General features: G+C 65.4%; 19 protein-coding genes. 7 read left to right on the top strand and 12 right to left on the bottom strand.

Going from position 1 to position 17,938, the window contains the following annotated elements; genetic code table 11:
• Positions 1–7: 7 nt before the first annotated feature.
• Both WQQ_RS11050 and WQQ_RS11045 read right to left on the bottom strand, forming a co-directional pair.
• Entirely contained in the window at positions 8–541 is a 534-nt protein-coding gene (locus WQQ_RS11050) for an NUDIX hydrolase (RefSeq protein WP_007185252.1), read from the bottom strand.
• 43 nt (positions 542–584) lie between these two features.
• On the bottom strand, positions 585–1,064 hold the full coding sequence (locus tag WQQ_RS11045; RefSeq protein ID WP_050997664.1) for a YiiD C-terminal domain-containing protein: 480 nt from the start codon (positions 1,062–1,064) through the stop codon (positions 585–587).
• 102 nt (positions 1,065–1,166) lie between these two features.
• On the opposite strand from WQQ_RS11045, the gene WQQ_RS11040 reads away from it, so the two are divergent.
• Complete coding sequence (locus WQQ_RS11040; RefSeq protein WP_007185250.1) at positions 1,167–2,954, top strand: patatin-like phospholipase family protein; 1,788 nt, start codon at positions 1,167–1,169, stop codon at positions 2,952–2,954.
• A 3-nt stretch (positions 2,955–2,957) separates the two neighbouring features.
• On the opposite strand, the gene WQQ_RS11035 is transcribed toward WQQ_RS11040, so the two are convergent.
• Positions 2,958–4,910 (bottom strand): alpha/beta hydrolase family protein, encoded by a 1,953-nt coding sequence (locus WQQ_RS11035; RefSeq protein ID WP_007185249.1) that lies wholly within the window; start codon positions 4,908–4,910, stop codon positions 2,958–2,960.
• A 254-nt stretch (positions 4,911–5,164) separates the two neighbouring features.
• On the opposite strand from WQQ_RS11035, the gene WQQ_RS11030 reads away from it, so the two are divergent.
• Both WQQ_RS11030 and WQQ_RS11025 read left to right on the top strand, forming a co-directional pair.
• A complete protein-coding gene (locus tag WQQ_RS11030) occupies positions 5,165–7,279 on the top strand; it encodes a prolyl oligopeptidase family serine peptidase (RefSeq protein WP_237715043.1) in 2,115 nt (704 codons plus the stop codon).
• On the top strand, positions 7,276–7,680 hold the full coding sequence (locus tag WQQ_RS11025; protein WP_007185247.1) for a CAP domain-containing protein: 405 nt from the start codon (positions 7,276–7,278) through the stop codon (positions 7,678–7,680). The genes WQQ_RS11030 and WQQ_RS11025 overlap by 4 nt, the downstream gene beginning before the upstream one ends.
• Positions 7,681–7,707: 27 nt before the next feature.
• On the opposite strand, the gene erpA is transcribed toward WQQ_RS11025, so the two are convergent.
• The 4 genes from erpA to argC are packed head-to-tail and all read right to left on the bottom strand — an operon-like array spanning position 7,708 to position 10,381.
• On the bottom strand, positions 7,708–8,091 hold the full coding sequence (gene erpA / locus WQQ_RS11020) for an iron-sulfur cluster insertion protein ErpA (RefSeq protein WP_040453406.1): 384 nt from the start codon (positions 8,089–8,091) through the stop codon (positions 7,708–7,710).
• 12 nt (positions 8,092–8,103) lie between these two features.
• Entirely contained in the window at positions 8,104–8,583 is a 480-nt protein-coding gene (locus tag WQQ_RS11015; RefSeq protein ID WP_007185245.1) for a bactofilin family protein, read from the bottom strand.
• Positions 8,564–9,331: a DUF6776 family protein gene (locus WQQ_RS11010; protein WP_007185244.1), complete on the bottom strand. Its 768-nt coding sequence runs from the start codon at positions 9,329–9,331 to the stop codon at positions 8,564–8,566. Before WQQ_RS11010 ends, WQQ_RS11015 begins: the two co-directional genes overlap by 20 nt.
• An 18-nt stretch (positions 9,332–9,349) precedes the next feature.
• Positions 9,350–10,381, bottom strand: a complete 1,032-nt coding sequence (gene argC, locus WQQ_RS11005) for an N-acetyl-gamma-glutamyl-phosphate reductase (protein ID WP_007185243.1) — start codon at positions 10,379–10,381, stop codon at positions 9,350–9,352.
• 88 nt (positions 10,382–10,469) lie between these two features.
• Between argC and WQQ_RS11000 the strand changes: the two genes are divergently transcribed.
• The gene (locus WQQ_RS11000; protein WP_007185242.1) at positions 10,470–10,904 is read left to right on the top strand and encodes a CopD family protein; all 435 of its coding nucleotides are present in this window, start codon (positions 10,470–10,472) and stop codon (positions 10,902–10,904) included.
• Between the two features lie 74 nt (positions 10,905–10,978).
• On the opposite strand, the gene bfr is transcribed toward WQQ_RS11000, so the two are convergent.
• The 3 genes from bfr to WQQ_RS10985 all read right to left on the bottom strand — a co-directional run bounded on the left by bfr (position 10,979) and on the right by WQQ_RS10985 (position 12,423).
• Positions 10,979–11,458, bottom strand: coding sequence for a bacterioferritin (gene bfr / locus WQQ_RS10995; protein WP_007185241.1), 480 nt, complete (start codon positions 11,456–11,458; stop codon positions 10,979–10,981).
• Positions 11,459–11,587: 129 nt separating this feature from the next.
• Positions 11,588–11,812: a bacterioferritin-associated ferredoxin gene (locus tag WQQ_RS10990; protein ID WP_007185240.1), complete on the bottom strand. Its 225-nt coding sequence runs from the start codon at positions 11,810–11,812 to the stop codon at positions 11,588–11,590.
• Positions 11,813–11,925: 113 nt separating this feature from the next.
• A complete protein-coding gene (locus WQQ_RS10985; protein ID WP_040453405.1) occupies positions 11,926–12,423 on the bottom strand; it encodes an RNA pyrophosphohydrolase in 498 nt (165 codons plus the stop codon).
• Positions 12,424–12,523: 100 nt separating this feature from the next.
• On the opposite strand from WQQ_RS10985, the gene WQQ_RS10980 reads away from it, so the two are divergent.
• Positions 12,524–13,195 carry a histidinol-phosphatase gene (locus WQQ_RS10980; protein ID WP_007185238.1) on the top strand — a complete coding sequence of 224 codons (672 nt, stop codon included), beginning with the start codon at positions 12,524–12,526 and terminating at the stop codon, positions 13,193–13,195.
• 21 nt (positions 13,196–13,216) lie between these two features.
• Here WQQ_RS10980 and WQQ_RS10975 read toward each other — a convergent pair whose 3' ends face one another.
• Positions 13,217–14,389: an SPOR domain-containing protein gene (locus WQQ_RS10975; RefSeq protein WP_007185237.1), complete on the bottom strand. Its 1,173-nt coding sequence runs from the start codon at positions 14,387–14,389 to the stop codon at positions 13,217–13,219.
• A gap of 315 nt (positions 14,390–14,704) precedes the next feature.
• Between WQQ_RS10975 and WQQ_RS10970 the strand changes: the two genes are divergently transcribed.
• Positions 14,705–16,165, top strand: a complete 1,461-nt coding sequence (locus tag WQQ_RS10970; protein ID WP_007185236.1) for a RimK family alpha-L-glutamate ligase — start codon at positions 14,705–14,707, stop codon at positions 16,163–16,165.
• Complete coding sequence (locus tag WQQ_RS10965; RefSeq protein ID WP_007185235.1) at positions 16,162–16,626, top strand: GNAT family N-acetyltransferase; 465 nt, start codon at positions 16,162–16,164, stop codon at positions 16,624–16,626. The genes WQQ_RS10970 and WQQ_RS10965 overlap by 4 nt, the downstream gene beginning before the upstream one ends.
• 128 nt (positions 16,627–16,754) lie before the next feature.
• Here the strand turns inward: WQQ_RS10965 and WQQ_RS10960 are convergent, their stop codons facing one another.
• Positions 16,755–17,912, bottom strand: coding sequence for a L,D-transpeptidase family protein (locus tag WQQ_RS10960; RefSeq protein ID WP_157534587.1), 1,158 nt, complete (start codon positions 17,910–17,912; stop codon positions 16,755–16,757).
• Positions 17,913–17,938: the final 26 nt, after the last annotated feature.

Here is a 17,938-nt window from a genome sequence, read left to right as displayed (position 1 = left end):
AGCGTCGCTAGGAGCGGATCTGCGGCGCCTCGCCGAGCGTCGCCGCATAGCCTTGCGCGGCCAGCCAGTCGCGCAGGGCGAAGCCGGTTCCGCCGGGCCAGTAGGTGACCTGGTCGAAGGCCACGTGCTTCCAGTCGTCGAGCTCCTCGTTGAGCTTGACGGTGCCGCGCGCCGGCACGTGATACGCGATCAGCAGCTGGTTCTTGCGGAAAAAGTCGTAGAGCCCGATGAAGTTCGCGGCTAGCGGCTCGAGCCCGAGCTCTTCCTCGACTTCGCGCTGCACGCCGATCTCGGGGCTTTCGCCGCTTTCGAGAAAGCCGGTCACGAGCGCGTAGAAATTGCGCGGCCAGGCGACATTGCGCGCGAGGATGATCTTGCCCTCGTGCTCGACCACGGCGGCGACCACCGGCACCGGATTGTCCCAGTGCACGAAGCCACAGCGCGGATCGTCGCAGCAGATGCGGTCGCGTTCGCCGACCAAGGCGAAGCTGAGCGGGCGCGCGCATTGCGGGCAGAAGCGGAAGTTCGAGTTCGGGTTCATGGGGGTTTCCTGTGTCCCAAGATTCAGCGAGGGAAGACGACGCTCATTCGAGCGCGGCCGCGTAAGTGCCTTTGAGCAGCACACCGTCCGCATCAGCCGCGCGGATGCGGGTCAGCAAGTCGATGCGCGCCTTGCCGCGAGTGCGCAGCCGCTCGACGAAAGCCGGCCAGGCGTCGTCCGGGCGCTGCGTTTCGGCGACGAGGTCTTCGGCCACCGGCAGGCGATAGTCGATCTCGCTTTTCTGCACGACCAAGCGCGCGGACAGGCCCTCGGCTTGCAGCGCAAGATGCAGTAAAGACCAGCCCGAGACGATGCCGACGAGCGCGAGCGAGCCTCCGAACGCGGTCTGGTGATGGTTGTGGTTGACGGCCAGCGGAGCGCTCAGCACCACCCGCTGCGGATTCGCGACGAGCGCCCGCAGCTCGACGCTCGCGAGAACCGGAATGCTCTGTCGCAGGAACCGCGTGAGCGCCTCGGCCGAAGCGGCCTGCTCGGCGATGGGGGCGGGAAGATCGAATGTCATGGCAAGGCGCAGCATAGCGTCTGATCGATGACGGCACAGGCGGCTTCGCGGGTCCGACGCCCGGGCATCCGCGCCCCCGGCGCTGCACTAGACTGCGGTCTCATGGACATCCCTACCCTGCTCGCGCAGACCCCCTTGCTGGCCGGCATCGACGGCCCGGCGCTGGCGACACTGGCCGAGCGCAGCGTGGTCTGCAGCTTTCGCAGCGGCCAGACCGTGTTCAACATCGGCGCGCTCGCGGATTGCCTCTACATCGTCGGCATCGGCCGCCTGCGCGTCGACAACGCGGACGGCAGCCTGCGCGGCGAAGTCGGCTTGCACGAATGCGTCGGCGAGATCGCCACGCTCGGCAACCGCATGCACAGCGGCCATGTCTACGCGGTGCGCGACAGCTACCTGCTGCGCATCGACCGCAGCGTGCTGCTCGACTTCGTGCAGCGGCATCCGGCCGCCCTGCTGCGGCTGACGCAGGTCATCATCGACCGGCTGCAGATGCGCCACACACCCGCTTCGCTCGCGCATGCGCGCAGGCCGCGCGCGCTCGCGCTGGTGCCGGCGACGCCCGACATCGACATCGCCGATCTCGCGCGCCAGCTGCGCGGCACGCTGAGCGAATGCGGGCACACCGGCATCGTCGATGCGCATCGCGTCGATACCGCGATCGCGCCCGGCATGGCGCAAACGCTGCAGGATGACGCCGACGCCGACCGGCTCACGCGCCTGCTGCACGCGGGCGAAACCCAGTTCCGCCACCTGCTCTATCTGACCGATGCGCATCCGAGCGCCTGGTCGGCACGCTGCCTGCGCCAGAGCGATCGCGTGCTTGTGGTGGTGTCCGCAAAGACGCCGCCGCATGCGACGCCGATGCTCGACCTGCTGCGCGACCTGCGGCTGCGCGTGCCGATCGAACTGATCGTGCTGCGGTCCGATGGCGCCGAAGCCGAGCATGTGCTGGCCTGGCGCGAGCTCGCCGGTGCGCGTGCGCATTACTTCCTGCGTCCCGGCTACGACGGCGACGCGGCGCGCATCGCCCGCAGCCTGACCGGCCGCGCGCTCGGCGTCGTCATGGGCGGCGGCGGGGCGCGCGGCTTCGCGCACATCGGCCTGTTGCGCGCCTTGCAGGAGCTCAGCCTGCCGCTCGACGTGCTTGGCGGCAGCAGCATGGGCGCCTTCGTCGGCGGGCTCGCGGCCTGCGGCCTGAACTGGAAGCAGATTCTCGAAGTGGCGCGCGAGACCTTCGTGCGCCGCAAGCTGCTCAACGATTACCTGCTGCCACGCGTGTCGCTGATCCGCGGCCGCAAGTTCTATCGCCAGCTCGAGAACGTGTTCGGCGAACAGCAGATCGAGCAATTGCGCACGCCGTACTTCTGCGTGAGCACCAATCTCACGCGCGGCCAGAGCGTGGTGCACGAGCGCGGCTCGATGGCGATGTGGATCGCCACGAGCATGGCGGTGCCGGGCGTCGCGCCGCCGGTGGTCTGGCGCGGCGATCTGCTCGTCGACGGCGCGGTCGCCAACAGCCTGCCGACCGACGTCATGCAGGAGCTCGAACGCGGGCCGATCCTCGCGTCCGACGTGTCGACCGAAGGCACGCTGACGATGCCCGGCATCGAAGGCCCGGACATCGACGCGGTGCTGCGCTGGACCCCGACCGACGACGAGGCGCGCCGGCCGACGCTGATGTCGATCCTGTTCCGTACCGCCACGCTGACGAGTGAATCGGGCGTACGCCAGCGCGCGCAGCGCGCCGATGCCTACCTGCGCCTGCCGGTCTCCGGCGTCGCCCTGTTCGACTGGAAGCGGCTCGACGAACTCGCAGACCGCAGCTACGAGTTCGCGATGCAGAAGCTGCCCGCGCTGCGCGCGCAGCTGCTGGCCTGTCCGATCTGAGCCTTACGGCATCGCCGCGACGGCTTTCTGGCCGATGTGCTGGTCGAGGAACTTGAGCAGCCGCGTGCAGAACTCCTCGCGGTGCGCCTCGTTGTAGAAGCCGTGGCCTTCGCCGGCGTACGAGAGCCACTCGAACGGATAGCCCTTCTTTTCGAGCGCCGCGCGCAACAACTTGGCCTGCGAGAACGGAACCCGCTCGTCGCTCTCGCCGTGCACGATCATGACTGCGGCCTTGAGCTTGTCGAGGTGGTTGATCGGCGATTGCGCATCGAGGTCGGCCTTTTCGTCGCCGATGAAGAAATCCTGGTACTGGCGGCCGAGCTTGGTCTCGGCGACGTCGCTGTCGCGCTTCTGCTTCGGCAGGTCGTAGGCGCCCGCGAAGCCGACCGTGCAGCGATACAGATCGGGATAGCGCACGGCCGACATCAGCGCCGCGTAGCCGCCGTAGCTCACGCCGTAGATGCAGACGCGCCTGGCATCGGCGATGCCGCTGTCGGTCACGTACTTCGTGCCGGCCGCGATGTCGTCGATCATGCCGCTGCCCCACTGCTTGGTGCCCGCCTCGATGTAGTCGACGCCATAACCGCCCGATCCGCGGAAATTGGGCTGCAGCACGGCATAGCCGCGGCTGGCGAGCAACTGCGCCTCGGCGTCGAAGGCCCAGCCGTCCCTTACGGTAAGCGGCCCGCCATGCGGCATCACCACGAGCGGCAGCTTCGACGGCGCGATGCCGGGCGGCAAGGTCAGATAGCCGTAGAGGGTCATGCCGTCGGCGGACTTGAAGCTGATCGGCCGGCGCTCGCCCATCTTCTCGGGGTCGATCCAGCTGCGTGCCGAGAACAGGTGATCGGCCTTGCGCGTGTCGCGATCGAACAGGAAGAACTCGCCGGGCGTGCGGTCGTCCCAGACCCGCGCAACCGCCTTCTTGCCGTCGTCGGACCACGAGGTGATTTGAACTCCGTAGCCCGGAAACGCCTTGGTCAGCATGCGCAGCACGCGCGCGTCCTCGTGTTCGTCGAGGATTTTGAGTTCGGCCTTGCCGGGCTCGAAGCCGACGCCGATCGGCGTGCTGCCGTCGTGCGAAAGCGAGTAGTCCTGCACCGAGGCGATCTCATGGCAGGCCAGCGCCTCGCGCCGGTTGTCCGTCAGCCGATGCGCGATCAGGCAGTTGCGGCGGTTCTGCTCGTCGGAAATCAGATAGGCGGTGTTGCGCTCGGTCGAGAAACTCACGGCCGAGACGTTCGCGCTCGCGAGCTGGCCGACGTTGACGGCTTGCCAATCCGGCTGCGACTCCGAACGCACGAAGGTGTCGATCGCCATCAGGTTCGTATAGCGGCCGACGGCGTAGCGCACGAAGCCGCTCGCGTCGGTCAAAAAATTGGTCCAGCCCTTGCCGGGCGCCGAACCGACGCGCGACTTGGCGCCGGTGGTGACGCTCATCTTGTACAGCGAGGCGCTCGGTTCGAGCGTGTTCCACGGATACACCGCGATCAGCACGTTGCTCGGGTCGTTGCGCAGCCGGCTCACGACGTAGCCGGACGCCTCCTCGGCATGCGTCTTGTTGATCAGGGTGCCGGTGGACATCTCGCCGCGATAGCCGAACAGGTAGCGCGAACCGGAGCCACCGACCTTGAGCCCGAACAGCTCGCCGGTCGATCGGGGGGAATCGAACGGCCCCTGCGACTCGGCGAGCGAATAGACGAGCTGATCGTCGCGCACCCAGCTGACCTTGATGATCTGCTGCCTCGGGATCGTCTTGGCCGATGCGACGAGCTGGTTGTCGGCGAGGTTGACGATGGCCAGCACGGTGCCGCCATCGTCGCCGCGCAGCTGGACCGCCAGATACTGGCCAGTCGGCGACAGTACGAGCCCCTGATATTGATCCCAGCGCGAGAAATCGCGGACCGGAATCGGCGCCGGCGCAGATTCCGCGGCGCAGGCCAGAACACTGCACATCCACGTCGCCACCAGTGCAACGATTCGTGATGCTCGATTCACCTTCGATCCCCCTGATCGCCCCCATAGCGAACCGTGAGTATGCCAACAGCGCGGCCCCGGTTGAGAGCGGTGCATCACGTGTTGAATCGCGCGGGTGCACATGCAAGTAAGCGCCGGGCGGCCTACCATCGGAATTCGCCCTGTCGCCGGCCTATCCGATGCGCTCGCTCGTGTTCGCAATCGCCCTTTCTTCGGCATCCCTGAGTTCTCCCGTGCCGGCTACCCCGCTCGCCTATCCGCCCTCACCGAAAGGCGAGGTCGTGGATGTCTATCACGGCGTCGCCGTTCCCGATCCGTATCGCTGGCTCGAAGATCTCGACTCTCCGCAGACGCGCCAGTGGGTCGAGGCGCAGAACGCGCTGACGCTGCCGTTTCTCGCCGCATTGCCCGAGCGCGCGGGCTTCGCCGAACGCCTGTCGGCGCTGTGGAATCACGAGCGCTACGACGTGCCCGAGAAAGTCGGTGATCGCTATTTCTTCGGCCGCAACGATGGGCTGCAGAACCAGAGCGTGCTGTACGTGCAGCAAGGCAAAGCCGCGCCGCGCGTGCTGCTCGACCCGAACACGCTGTCCAGCGACGGCACCGTCGCGCTCGCCCAGATCAAGCCTTCGCACGATGGCCGCTGGCTGCTGTATTCGACCGCGACGGCCGGCTCGGACTGGAACGAGTTCCGCATTCGCGATGTGAATACGGGCGCCGATCAAGCCGAAGTGCTCACGCGCATCAAGTTCTCGGATGCGCAGTGGACGCAGGACAACGCGGGTTTTTTCTACTCGCGCTATCCGGCGCTGGAAAAAGCCGATGCGACGAGCAACCAGGCCGTGTTCGACGGCCTGGCGAACCAGAAGATCTACTACCACCGCCTTGGCAGGCCGCAAGCCGAAGACAAGCTCGTGTTCGAGTGGCCGGCCGAGCCGAAATGGTTCGTCGGCGGCGAGCTGACGCCCGATGGCCGCTACCTGTTCATCACGCTGCGTCCGGGTTCGGGCGACGAATGCCGGCTCTATGTTCTCGATCTGCAGGATGCGAAAGCGCCGCGCTTCGATGCGCCCGTCGTCAAGCTCGTCGACGATTTCGATCACGCCTGGCAAGTCATCGGCAGAAACGAGCGCGATGTCTTTTTGAAGACCAATCTCGATGCGCCGAAGAACCGCATCATCGCGCTCGATCTCGACAAACCCGACCTCTCCTCGGCACGCGTCATCGTGCCCGAATCGCAGGACACGCTGATCAGCGCGAAGCAGGCCGGCGGGCGCATCGCGGTGCTGAGCCTGCACGATGCGGCGAGCCGTCTCGCAACCTGGTCGTACGACGGCCAGCACATCGCCGACATCAAGCTGCCGGGTCTTGGCGCGATCTCCGAAACCTTGCATGGCGATGCGAACGACGACGAACTGCAGATCGGCTATCAGAGCTGCAACCAGCCGCTGACGCCGTATCGCGTTTCGCTCAAGACCGCGAGCGCGACGCCGCTGCATTCGGTGAAGCTCGCATTCGATCCGAAGCAGTACGTCACCGAGCAGGTGTTCTACGACTCGCTCGATGGCACGCGCGTGCCGATGTTCATCAGCTACAAAAAGGGGCTCCAGCGCAACGGCAAGGCGCAGGCGTTCCTGCATGGCTATGGCGGCTTCAACATTCCGAAGACGCCGGCCTTCGATGCTTCCGCGCTCGCCTGGATGGAGAAAGGCGGCGTGTTCGCGGTAGCCAATCTGCGTGGCGGAGGCGAGTACGGCGAACCCTGGCACCGCGCCGGCACGCGCGAGCGCAAGCAGAACGTGTTCGATGATTTCGCGGCGGCCGCGCGCTATCTCGTCGACCGGCACTACACCGAGTATCCGCGCATCGCCATCTGGGGGCGCAGCAACGGCGGGCTGCTGGTCGGCGCGAGCGTGAATCAGCGTCCGCAGCTTTGGGGCGCGGCGGTGGCGACGGTCGGTGTGATGGACATGCTGCGCTTCCACACGTTTACCGTCGGCTACGCCTGGACCGGCGATTACGGCTCGTCCGATGAGGCGGACGCCTTCACCTACCTGCGCCGCTATTCGCCGCTGCACACGACGCAAGCCGGCATGCACTATCCGCCGACGCTCGTGACCACCGGCGATCACGACGATCGCGTGCATCCGGCGCATTCGTACAAATACACGGCCGCGTTGCAGGCCGCGCAAGGCGGCGATGCCCCGGTGCTGATCCGCATCGACACGCGCGCGGGCCACGGGGCCGGCAAGCCGGTCGCCAAGATCATCGAGGAAGAAGCCGACAAGCTGGCCTTCATGTGGCACTACACATCCGCACTGCCGACGCCGAAGGCGCCGCGGCCTTGAACGTCATCGAAACGCATCTGCTGGGCCTGCTCGAACGCGCCAACACGGCGCGACTCGACAGCGGAACCAATGTGCTGCGCATCGAGCGCCGTCTCACGAGCGCGGCGCTCGATCACGCGCTCTTTCTGGCCGAAGGCGGGTTTTTGTCGCACGGCGGTCGCCACGATTCCACGCCCGCGAGCCGCGCCGAAGCGGTCGGCTACAACTGGTCGCGCGTCGGCGAGAACGTGCTCGCACGCACCACGGCCGATGCCGACGAGGCGTATCTGCAGTGGTGGAACAGCGAGGGGCACCGCGCCAATCTGCTGGAACCTGCGTTCATCGATTGCGGGCTCGCGCGGGCCTATTCGCCGCGCGTGGATTGCTGGTACTACGTGATGCTGCTGGCGGCGCCGGCCTGAGCGCAGGCGCCGCCAGTCTTCAAGCGATCAAACCGAGAACGAGGACCCGCAGCCGCAGGTCGTGCTCGCGTTCGGATTGCGGATCACGAACTGCGCGCCTTCGACGGTCTCCTTGTAGTCGATCTCGGCGCCGACGAGGTACTGCAGGCTCATCGGATCGACCAGCAGCGTCACGCCGAGCGTTTCGACGCTGGTGTCGTCCTCTTCGGCCTGCTCGTCGAACTTGAACCCGTACTGGAAGCCCGAGCAGCCGCCGCCCGAGACGAACACGCGCAGCTTCTGGTTCGGGTTCTCCTCCTCTTCGAGCAGCTCACGCACCTTGCGCGCAGCCGATTCGGTGAACACCACGCCGTCGCTCGGCGGAGCCACGGGAGCGGCGGAAGGAGTGTAGGTGGACGGTTCGGTACTCATGGCAAAACCTCTTTAGCCGTTGGACTGCTGGTGATGAAACGCTTCGCGGCCATCGATGACATTGGATTCGGACGGCTCCGGCGATTCCCCGTCCTGCTTGTGGGTGATCGCCGCCGGGATGGTGGATTCGTGCGTCAGCCGGCCGTTCACCTGCGCTCCCACCTGCATTTCGAGCGAACGGTACACCACGTTTCCGTTCACGCGCGCCTTGCCGCCGAGCGTGATCTTGTCCAGTGCATAGACATCGCCGTTGATGAGGCCGTTGAGCACGATAGTGGGGACGCGCACCTCGCCTTCAATACGCCCGCTCTCGCTGACCGACAGATGCGCTGGCTTGTCGGCCTTGGCGATGACCGCTCCGATCAGGGCACCATCCACATGCAGACCGCCCGAGAAACTCGTGTCGCCGACGATCTCGGTCTGCCGACCGATCAGGGTTTCGACTGCACTGACGCCCTTTGAAGGCTGTTTGTCACTCGACGTGAATTTCATGCTCGGCTCTCTGGGCTTGGATCTTACTCCAGTCGAATTCCTCCTCGACCGGCGGCGAGCCCTCGCCATCGACGAGGAGGCTCACCATGACACGGATAGGACGGAAGTCCTTCGGCAGCGTGAACACGCCGCTGAATTCCTGGAAATACTTGAACGCGAACGCCGGCAGGTTTTCGCCGCTATTGAGCAGCGAGCTCAGATCGAGGCGCTTCTGCTGCCCGCCCTGGCTGCCGAGCACGGCGATACGCGTCTGCCCGGCCACCCGCTTCTCCTGGCGCATCGACTGGATCAGCACCAGATCGTAGCGCCAGAGATTGGCCTGCGCCTGGGGCGTCATCCGCATTTCGAGCACCCGCACCCCGGCCTTGCCGACATCGGGCGACATCACCCCGCGATAGAAGGCGATCTGCTCGCGCAGGTCGGCCGCCTCGGCCTGCAGGCCGGCGAGCGATTCCTTGACCGACTCGCAGGCCTGGCCGTCGATCTGCTGCGAGCGCTCGGCGTAAACCACCTGCTGGCGCAACTCGGCATTTTCGGACTTGGCCGTGCGCAGCTCGCGGGCGAGCGTGCGGCGCTCGTCGCGCAGTTGTTCGAGCTCGCTGCGCGTCTGCTTGAACTCGCGCACCGTCGAGGTCCGCGCGTACGCGAACAGCATGAACCCGGCGATCGCCAGCAGGGCGGCGGCACCCGCAACCGCCGCCGCCCGCATCCACGGGCGATGGCGCGTGATGACGATGCGGTGCTGCACGCGCCCGGCGACCGAGCGCTAGGGCAACAGGCCCGGAGCCTGCAGCCCCGCGTCTTCGGGCAGGTCGAACATGAGGTTGAAGCATTGCAAGGCCTGCCCCGACGCGCCTTTGACGAGGTTGTCGATCACCGACAGCACGACCACGGTCTTGCCGTCGGGCGCGCGATGCACCGCGAGGCGGTTCTGGTTGCCGCCTCGCACGCTGCGCGTCTCGGGGTGCTCGCCGGCCGGCAGCACGTCGATGAAGGGCTCGCCGCTGTAGCGCTGCTCGAACAGCTTTTGCAGATCGGCTTCGGGATGCGTCAGGCGCGCGTAGATCGTGGCGTGGATGCCGCGGATCATCGGCGTCAGATGTGGCACGAAGGTCACCCCGACCGGCCCGCCGGCCGCGATCGCCAGCTCCTGGTCGATCTCGGACTGGTGGCGATGCCCCGTCACCGCGTAGGCCTTCAGCGAATCGGCGACCTCGGCGTACATCGAGCCGAGCTTGAGTTCACGGCCGGCGCCCGAAACCCCGGTCTTGCTGTCGGCGATGATGCCGTGGGTGTCGATCACACCGGCTTCGAGCAGCGGCACCAGGCCCAGCTGCACAGCCGTGGCATGACAGCCCGGGTTGGCGACCAGGCGCGCGTGCTTGATCTCGATGCGATGCGTCTCGGGAATGCCGTAGACGGCCTCTTCGAGCAGCGCCGGCTGGGTGTGTTCCATGCCGTACCACTTGCGGAATTCGGCCGCGTTCTTGAGCCGGAAGTCGGCGGACAGGTCGATGACCTTGACGCCTTTTTCGATCAGCGCCGGCGCCATCTGCATGGCGGTGCCGTGGGGGGTGGCGAAGAACACCGCGTCGCATTCGTCGAGCTTGGCTTCGTCGGGCGTGGAAAACACCACGTCGCAATGGCCGCGCAGGTTCTGGAACAGCCGATCGGCTCGCAGCCCGGCTTCCTTGCGCGAGGTCAGGGCAACGACCCGGGCCTGCGGGTGATTCGCGAAAAGCCGCAGCAACTCGGCGCCGGTGTACCCGGTGCCGCCAACGATTCCGACCTTGATCATGAGTTTTCGAGCCGACTGCAGACAACGCCAAAGGACGGCGATAATAGGACTTCCCCGCCAGCCGTCAAAGCATTAGCCAGGAGTTGCCATGTTGTGGCTAAAAGCGTTCCACGTGATTTTCGTCGTCGCCTGGTTCGCCGGCTTGTTCTACCTGCCGCGCCTGTTCGTCTATCACGTAGACACCCGGGATGCGGCCGGCCACGAGCGCTTCGTGATCATGGAGCGCAAGCTCTACGGCATTTCGCTGATCGCGATGATCGGCACCTGGTTGTTCGGCATCGCCACCCTGCTCTCGGCCGAAGCGGCCTACGCCAGGACGGTGTTCTGGGGCATGGGCTGGCTGCACGCCAAGCTGGCGCTCGTGGTGCTGCTGTCGGGCTACCAGGGCTGGCTCAAGGTCAACCTGCGTAAGTTCGCCAACGGCCAGAACACTAGATCTGCGCGCTTCTGGCGCTTCATGAACGAAGTGCCGGCACTGATCCTGATCGCCGTCGTGATCCTGGTGATCGTCAAGCCGTTCTGAGCTTCGGGTCGCATCAAAGGAAAAGGCCGCGTTCGGATCGCGGCCTTTTCCTTTTCGGATACGGCAATTGCCGCTCAGTGCTCCAGTTCGCCGACGGCGGTCTGGATGTAGTTCTGCAGGCCCATCGAATCGATCAGCTTGAGTTGCTCTTCAAGAAAATCGATGTGCTCCTCCTCGCTCTCCTGAATCGAAACCAGCAGCTCACGCGTCACATAGTCTTTCACCGACTCGCAATGGGCGATCGCATCGCGATACAGCGGGTGGGCTTCCTGCTCGAGCTTGAGGTCGCATTCGAGCAGTTCCTTGACGTTCTCGCCGATATAGAGCTTGCCGAGATCCTGCAGGTTGGGCAGGCCATCGAGGAACAGAATCCGCTTGATGAGCTTGTCGGCGTGCTTCATCTCGTCGATGGATTCGTCGTACTCCTTCTTCTCCAGCTTCTTGAGACCCCAGTTGCCGAGCATGCGCGCATGCAGGAAGTACTGGTTGATGGCGGTGAGTTCGTTCTTGAGCGCGAGATTGAGGTACTCGAGAACCTTGGCGTCGCCTTGCATGGCTGGGGGCTCCTGTCGATTCGATAGATCGAGATATAGACGGGCCGCAGTCTAGCCGTCGCCGGACCAGTATGTCCAGCGTAAGTGCTTGTTGGAAAAGCTATTTTCTACTGATTATGAATCTGATTCTCATGCACTCGCAGCGGCCGCGCCGAGCGTCGGCAGCAAGTCGGCCAGACGCACGGGCTGGGCAGCGAGCGACTGCGAGAGGGTTTCACGAGCTTGCGGAACGCACTTGCCGCAGCAGGTGCCGAGGCCAGTTTCGCGGGAAAGCTCACGCAGCGTCGTTGCACCGTCTTTGACGAGACGGCGGATCTTGGTATCCGAAACGGCCTTGCAGACACAGACGTACATGCACGCAAGCTCAAATGAGAACGATTGGCGATACGCTACGACATCGCGCGGCCGGAATCAAATGACAATCGTTATCGTCTCAGTTCTCCGAGCGACAGACGGCCTGGGTGTTCCTAGAGTGCAGCCTGGATGCGCGGCGATAGTCCAATCAGCGGCCCCAGCTCGCTGAGCGCCTGCAGGTAAACCTCGCGCTTGAACTCGACGACTTCGGTGGCCGGCAGCCACCAGTCCACCCAGCGCCAGCCGTCGAATTCGGGGGTCTGGGTCTCGTCGAAATGCACTCGTCCTTCATCCCCGACCAGCTTGAGCAGGAACCATTTCTGCTTCTGGCCGATGCAGACGCGTCCGCGCCCCTGGCGCACGTAGCGCTGCGGCAGCCGATAGCGCAACCAGCCTTGAGTGACGCCGATAATCTCGACATCGTCGTCGATCAGGCCCAGTTCTTCGTGCAATTCGCGAAAAAGCGCCTGCCGCGGCGATTCGCCGCGCTTGATTCCGCCTTGCGGAAATTGCCACGCCTCCTGGCCGATCCGCTTGGCCCAGAGCGCCTGGCCTGCGGTGTTCGTCAGGATGATGCCCACGTTCGGGCGATATCCGTCAGAATCAATCACTTGATTCAACTTCTGAAAAAGAGCCTTGGGTCGATTCTTCCACAAGGCCGCTCGGGCCGGCAAACTGCCGCGCCCCCGTTCCTCCGATCTTCAAACCCGCATGCGCCTGGCTTTATTCGACCTCGACAACACCCTGCTCGCCGGCGACAGCGACTTTCTCTGGGGCCAGTTCCTGATCGAGCAGGGCTGCGTCGATCGCGAGATCTACGAGCGCGAGAACCTGCGGTTCTACGAGGCCTACAAGGCCGGGACGCTCGATATCCACGAGTTCTGCCGCTTCAGCTTCGCCCCGCTCGCGGGCAACGAGCCGGCCGTGCTGCTGGCCTGGCGTGAGCGCTTCGTCGCCGAAAAGATCGCCCCGATCGTCGCCCCGCTCGCTCCGGCCTTGCTCGAAAAGCACCGCCGACAGGGTGACCACCTGTTGATCACCACGGCGACCAATCGCTTCGTGACCGAGCCGATCGCCCGACTGCTCGGAGTCGATACGCTGATCGCGACCGACCCGGAAATCGTGAACGGACACTACACGGGCCAGGTCGCGGGGTTACCGAACTTCCAGGCCGGCAAGGTAGTGCGGCTGGAGCAGTGGATCGCCGAGCAGGGCGAGCCGGTCGAGCACTTGAGTTTCTATAGCGACTCGCACAACGACCTGCCGTTGCTCGAACGCGCCGACCTGCCGGTGGTCGTCGATGCCGACGCCCGGCTGCTCGCGGTGGCCGGGCAGCGCGGCTGGCGCTCGATCAGCCTGCGCTCGGAGATCGAAGCTTCCTGAGCGGACCAGGCCCGCGATTTTTCAGTAGTTCGCGAGCCAGACTTGGGCCATGCCGTAGCGCTGCTTGAGCTGGTCGGCGTAGGACGCGGCTTCGGCGCGCGAGGCGAAGTTGCCGATGGTCACGCGGTAGTAGGTCTGGCCGTCCTTGAGCAGGGTGCGCACTTGCGCCGACAAACCCATGTCGACCAGGCCCTTGGCTTCGAGCCGGGCCGATTCGCCGTCGGCCAACGAGGCCGCGACGAGCGTCCAGCCGTGCTCGCCTGCGGCCGCCGGGGTCGGTGGAACCGGCGCAGCCTGATTGGTCGGCATCACCGCCGGGCGGGCGGCGGCGACTGGGGCCGGAGCCGCGACGGCCGCCGGTCGCTGCACTTCGGACGAGGCCAGCGAACGCACCGGCACGATCGGAGCCACCGAGGTCGCCGGCTCCACCACAGAATCGGGCAGTTGTTCGGGCGCAATCGGCTTCGGCGCCGGGATCGGCAGCGGCACCGGACGAGCCGCCGGCTGCGTCGCCCGCTGCGCCTGCGCGACCTGCGTCGCCGGCAACTCGTCGGCGAACGCGAGCTGGCTGAGCCGCTGCGTGGTGGCGAGCCGATCGGGCATCAGCCGACGCGTGGCCGTGGTGTCGATCTGCAGGCACTCGCCGGGTTCCTGCAGGCGGTCGTAGCCGTTGATGCCCTGCAATTCGACCGTGCCCGCGAGCACGCAAATGGTCTTCTGCTTGCCGCTGAGCTGGGCCCAGACGTCGCCGCCTTCGGTGCGCAGTCGCACATCGCCGAGCGTGAGTCGCACGTCCTGCGGAACCGTGGTGGTGCGACGGCCATCGATGCGAATCGTGCCGCTGGCGAGCGCGAGCTTCAGCACGGCCATGCGCGAGGTCAGCGTGATCGGCGACTGCTGGGGAACTTCGAGATTGCTGTCGGCGCCCAGGCGGATCAGCGTGCCATCGATGAAATCCAACGAAGCACGGCCCTGCGCGCCGGTGACGATGCGATCGCCGGCGAGAAGGCGGCGATGCGTCTCGAGCTCATATTTCGTCGACGCGCGCTGCAGCTGCGCCGGAGCGGCCACCCGCTCGACGGCCAGCGACGGCTCCTCGGCCGCAGCAATGGTGGATGCGATCGACAGCAACCCGGCAAGCACGGCACGGAACCGGCCATCGTGGAAGGGCTTCGAAGCGAGGCGAACGGACATGGGCGTAGCGATACCGGCTGGAGTCACGATGGCTGAGATTATTTATATAAAAAGATTATTTTTCCACTCGATTAAGCACATCATCGATCGAGCGGACGGAATGGTGTCCATCCGCTTGGGGGTCGGCCGCCAATCGAGGCAGTGAATGATGAAGCGGGATGCTAGGATTTCCCACTCCCCACCTCACCGACTCGCGGTTTCCCAGCGCATGAGCTCCGCGCCACCGCTTCAAGGCTTCAGCCCGTCGCCCGACGACTCTTGCGAAGCCGCCTCCGAAGCGGGCCCAATGCGACACGCCTCGCATCGGAGCGCGCCGTGAGTGGCCTCGTCGTCGTCGATTCGCGCGGTGACTGGCCGCTGCAAATCCCCGGCATGCACGTGATGACGGCCTGGGACTATCTGACGCTCGAGCCCGAGGTGCTTCAGCGCAACATTCGCGTCTACAACCTCTGCCGCAGCTTCGAGTACCAGAGCACCGGCTATTACGTGAGCCTGCTCGCCGGCGCGCGCGGGCACCGGCCGTTGCCGGACGTCACCACGATCCAGGACTTGAAGCTCGCCGAATCGCCGAGCGTGCTCAACGACGAGATCGACGAGCTGATCCAGAGCAGCCTGAACCGGCTCGGCGGCACCGAATACGTGCTCAACGTCTACTTCGGCCAGAGCCCGACCAAGCGCCACGAGCGGCTCGCGCGTGCGCTGTTCAACCTGTTCCCGGCGCCGCTGCTGCAGGTGAGCTTCGACTATCGCGGCGAAGACTGGCGCGTCGATTCGGTGGGCCCGATCGCCCTCGGCGAAGTGCCGGCATCGCACATCGAGTTCATGCATCAGGCCGCGCGCGACTACTTCACGCGCCGGCGCATGCCGAGGCAGAAGAAGGACAGCTATCGCTACGACCTCGCGATCCTGATCAACGAGAATGAGAAGGAGCCGCCGAGCAACGCCAAGGCGCTCAAGCTGTTCGAGAAGACCGCCGAAGACCTCGGCTTCCAGGTCGATTTCATCGACAAGGGCGACTACGGCCACGTCGCCGAATTCGATGCGCTGTTCATTCGCGAAACCACCGCGGTGAATCACCACACCTACCGCTTCGCGCGCCGCGCCGAGCGCGAGGGCCTGATCGTGGTCGACGATCCGAAGTCGATCCTGCGTGCCGCGAACAAGGTGTTTCTCGCCGAGCTGATGGACCGGCACCGCATTCCGCAGCCCAAGACGATGCTGATCCATCGCGGCAACGTGAAGCACATCGCCAAGGAGCTCGGGTTTCCGTGCGTGCTCAAGCAGCCCGATTCGCAGTTCTCGCGCGGCGTCATCAAGGTCGAGAACGAGGCCGAGCTCAAGCGCGTGGTGCGTGATCTGCTCGAGCGCTCCGACATCGTCATCGGCCAGAGCTTCGAGCCCACCGATTACGACTGGCGTGTCGGCGTGCTCGACGGCGTGCCGCTCTACGCCTGCCGCTACTACATGGCCAAGGATCACTGGCAGGTGGTCAAGCGCGGTGGCAATGGCGCCAAGATCGAAGGCAACCACGACACCGTCGCGATCGAAGACGTGCCGCTGCCGGTGCGCACGGTCGCCGTGCAGGCCGCCAAGGCCGTCGGCAACGCGCTCTACGGCGTCGACCTCAAGCAGTTCGGCAACCTGGTGAAAGTGGTCGAAGTCAACGACAACCCCAACGTCGACTTCGGCGTCGAAGACCTGGTGCTCAAGGACGCGCTGTACAAGCGCATCATCGAATACTTCGTGCGCCGCCTCGAGGCGCGCGTGAAAACGTGAGCGACCGGCAGACGCGCATTCGGCGCGCGCGATTCGACGATCTTCCCGCCTTGCTCCAACTCGAATCGCTGTTCCAGTCGGACGCGATGACTCGCCGGACCCTGCGACGCTTCATCTCGGCGCCGAACGCGGCCTTCCTGGTCGCCGAACACCAGGGCCGCGTGATGGGCAACCTGCTGATGCTCACGCGGCGCGATACGACGCTCGCGCGCATCTACTCGGTGATCGTCTCGCCGGCCGCACGCGGGCTCGGGCTCGGACGCGAACTCGTGGTCGCGGCGGAGAACGAAGCCCGGCAGCGCGGATGTTCGGCGATGGCGCTCGAAGTACGCGTCGACAACACGGTCGCGCGCACGCTGTACGAACGGCTCGGCTACGCGCTGCAAAAGCCGCTGCCGGGCTATTACGAAGACGAGGGCGACGGGCTGCGCTTGCGAAAGCCCTTGCGTCCGGCCGCATAGCAAAAGGCCTCTGGGCGCCGCGTGTACGGCGGTTCGAGCCCGCCGCTGAGAACGTCGAGAGCACAACCGGCGGGCCGCCACCCGCCCTGCGCTCGATCGCGACGCTCAGGCGAGATTTTCCCTCGCGGTCAGTCCAGATTTTCCTCACGGAAAATCTTCCACTCGCCCTTGGCGTTCTTGCGCCAGTATTGCTGCTTCTTGGCGCTGGAGCTGAAGTTGTCGCTGCGATAATTCAGCGTGAACTCGGCCAGCATCATCGCTTCGCCCGGGTAGTGGTACAGGCTCAGGTCGGCGAGCTTCACGTCGATGAATTTCTTGCCCGCGTTGACCCGGCGCTTGTGCTCGGTGAACGACTTCAGGTTCATGCCGCCGGTGGTGAATTCGGGGCCGTAGAACGACAGATAGCCTTCGGTGTCCTTGCCGGCCCAGCGCTTGCGCCAGGCTTCGACGCGGGAGAGAAACGCATCGCGGTCGTGCGCAACCTCGCCCTTCGGAACCCATTCGAGCTTGTCGGCCAGGATCACCGGCGCCTTGTTCGAATACACGTAGGGCTTGAGCCCGACGAGATCGTCGTTGGCCATCGTCACGCAACCTTCGCTCGACCGCGGGGCGCGCACGTAGGTGGTGCGCGGAACGCCGTGCAACCAGATGCCGTAGCCGGTCTTGACCTGGAAGCGGTCCCACAGGTTGGGGTAGTTCAGCGGCAGCGCGCCGGCACCGTAAAGCTCCGGCAATTCGTTGTCGGATTTCCAGCCGGTGACGTGATAGATGCCCACCGGGGTGCGCAGGTCGCCCGAGGCCTTCTTGCCGAAACCATTGCGGCCCATGCCCGAGTAATGGCTGCGGATCAGCTTGAGTTCGCCGCCCTTGTTCTGGAACAGGTTGAGTCGCGAATGCGGCAGGTCGACGATGACCAGATACGGATACTCATCGGCAAGCTTGAGCACGCCGGCCGGCACCAGGCCGGGCGCCGGCACGAAGCGCGACTGCTCGTTGCGCAGGCGTGCCTCTTCGAAGAACTCGCGCACACGCGGGTCTTCGCTGTCCGGCATGATCCCGCGCTTGCCCGAGCGCGCGGCAAGCAGGTCACCGTACAGAAACTGGGCCAGATGGAAATTGGGTTGCGTCTGCGTGAGCTGCGACAGCAGCTGCAGCGCCCTGCCCGGGCGCCCGGCCTGAATCTCGCCGATGGCCGAGACCAGGCTGCTCTCAGGGTCTGCAGCAGTCGACGCCGCCGTCATGGCCAGCCCCAGCACCACGAGCGCAGCCGACCGTACCGGCCGCATCCAACACCGCTTGAACATTAATGAAC

It is taken from the genome of Hydrocarboniphaga effusa AP103, from assembly GCF_000271305.1.
Taxonomy (GTDB): domain Bacteria; phylum Pseudomonadota; class Gammaproteobacteria; order Nevskiales; family Nevskiaceae; genus Hydrocarboniphaga; species Hydrocarboniphaga effusa.
This window is presented reverse-complemented; position numbering and strand designations above follow the sequence as displayed.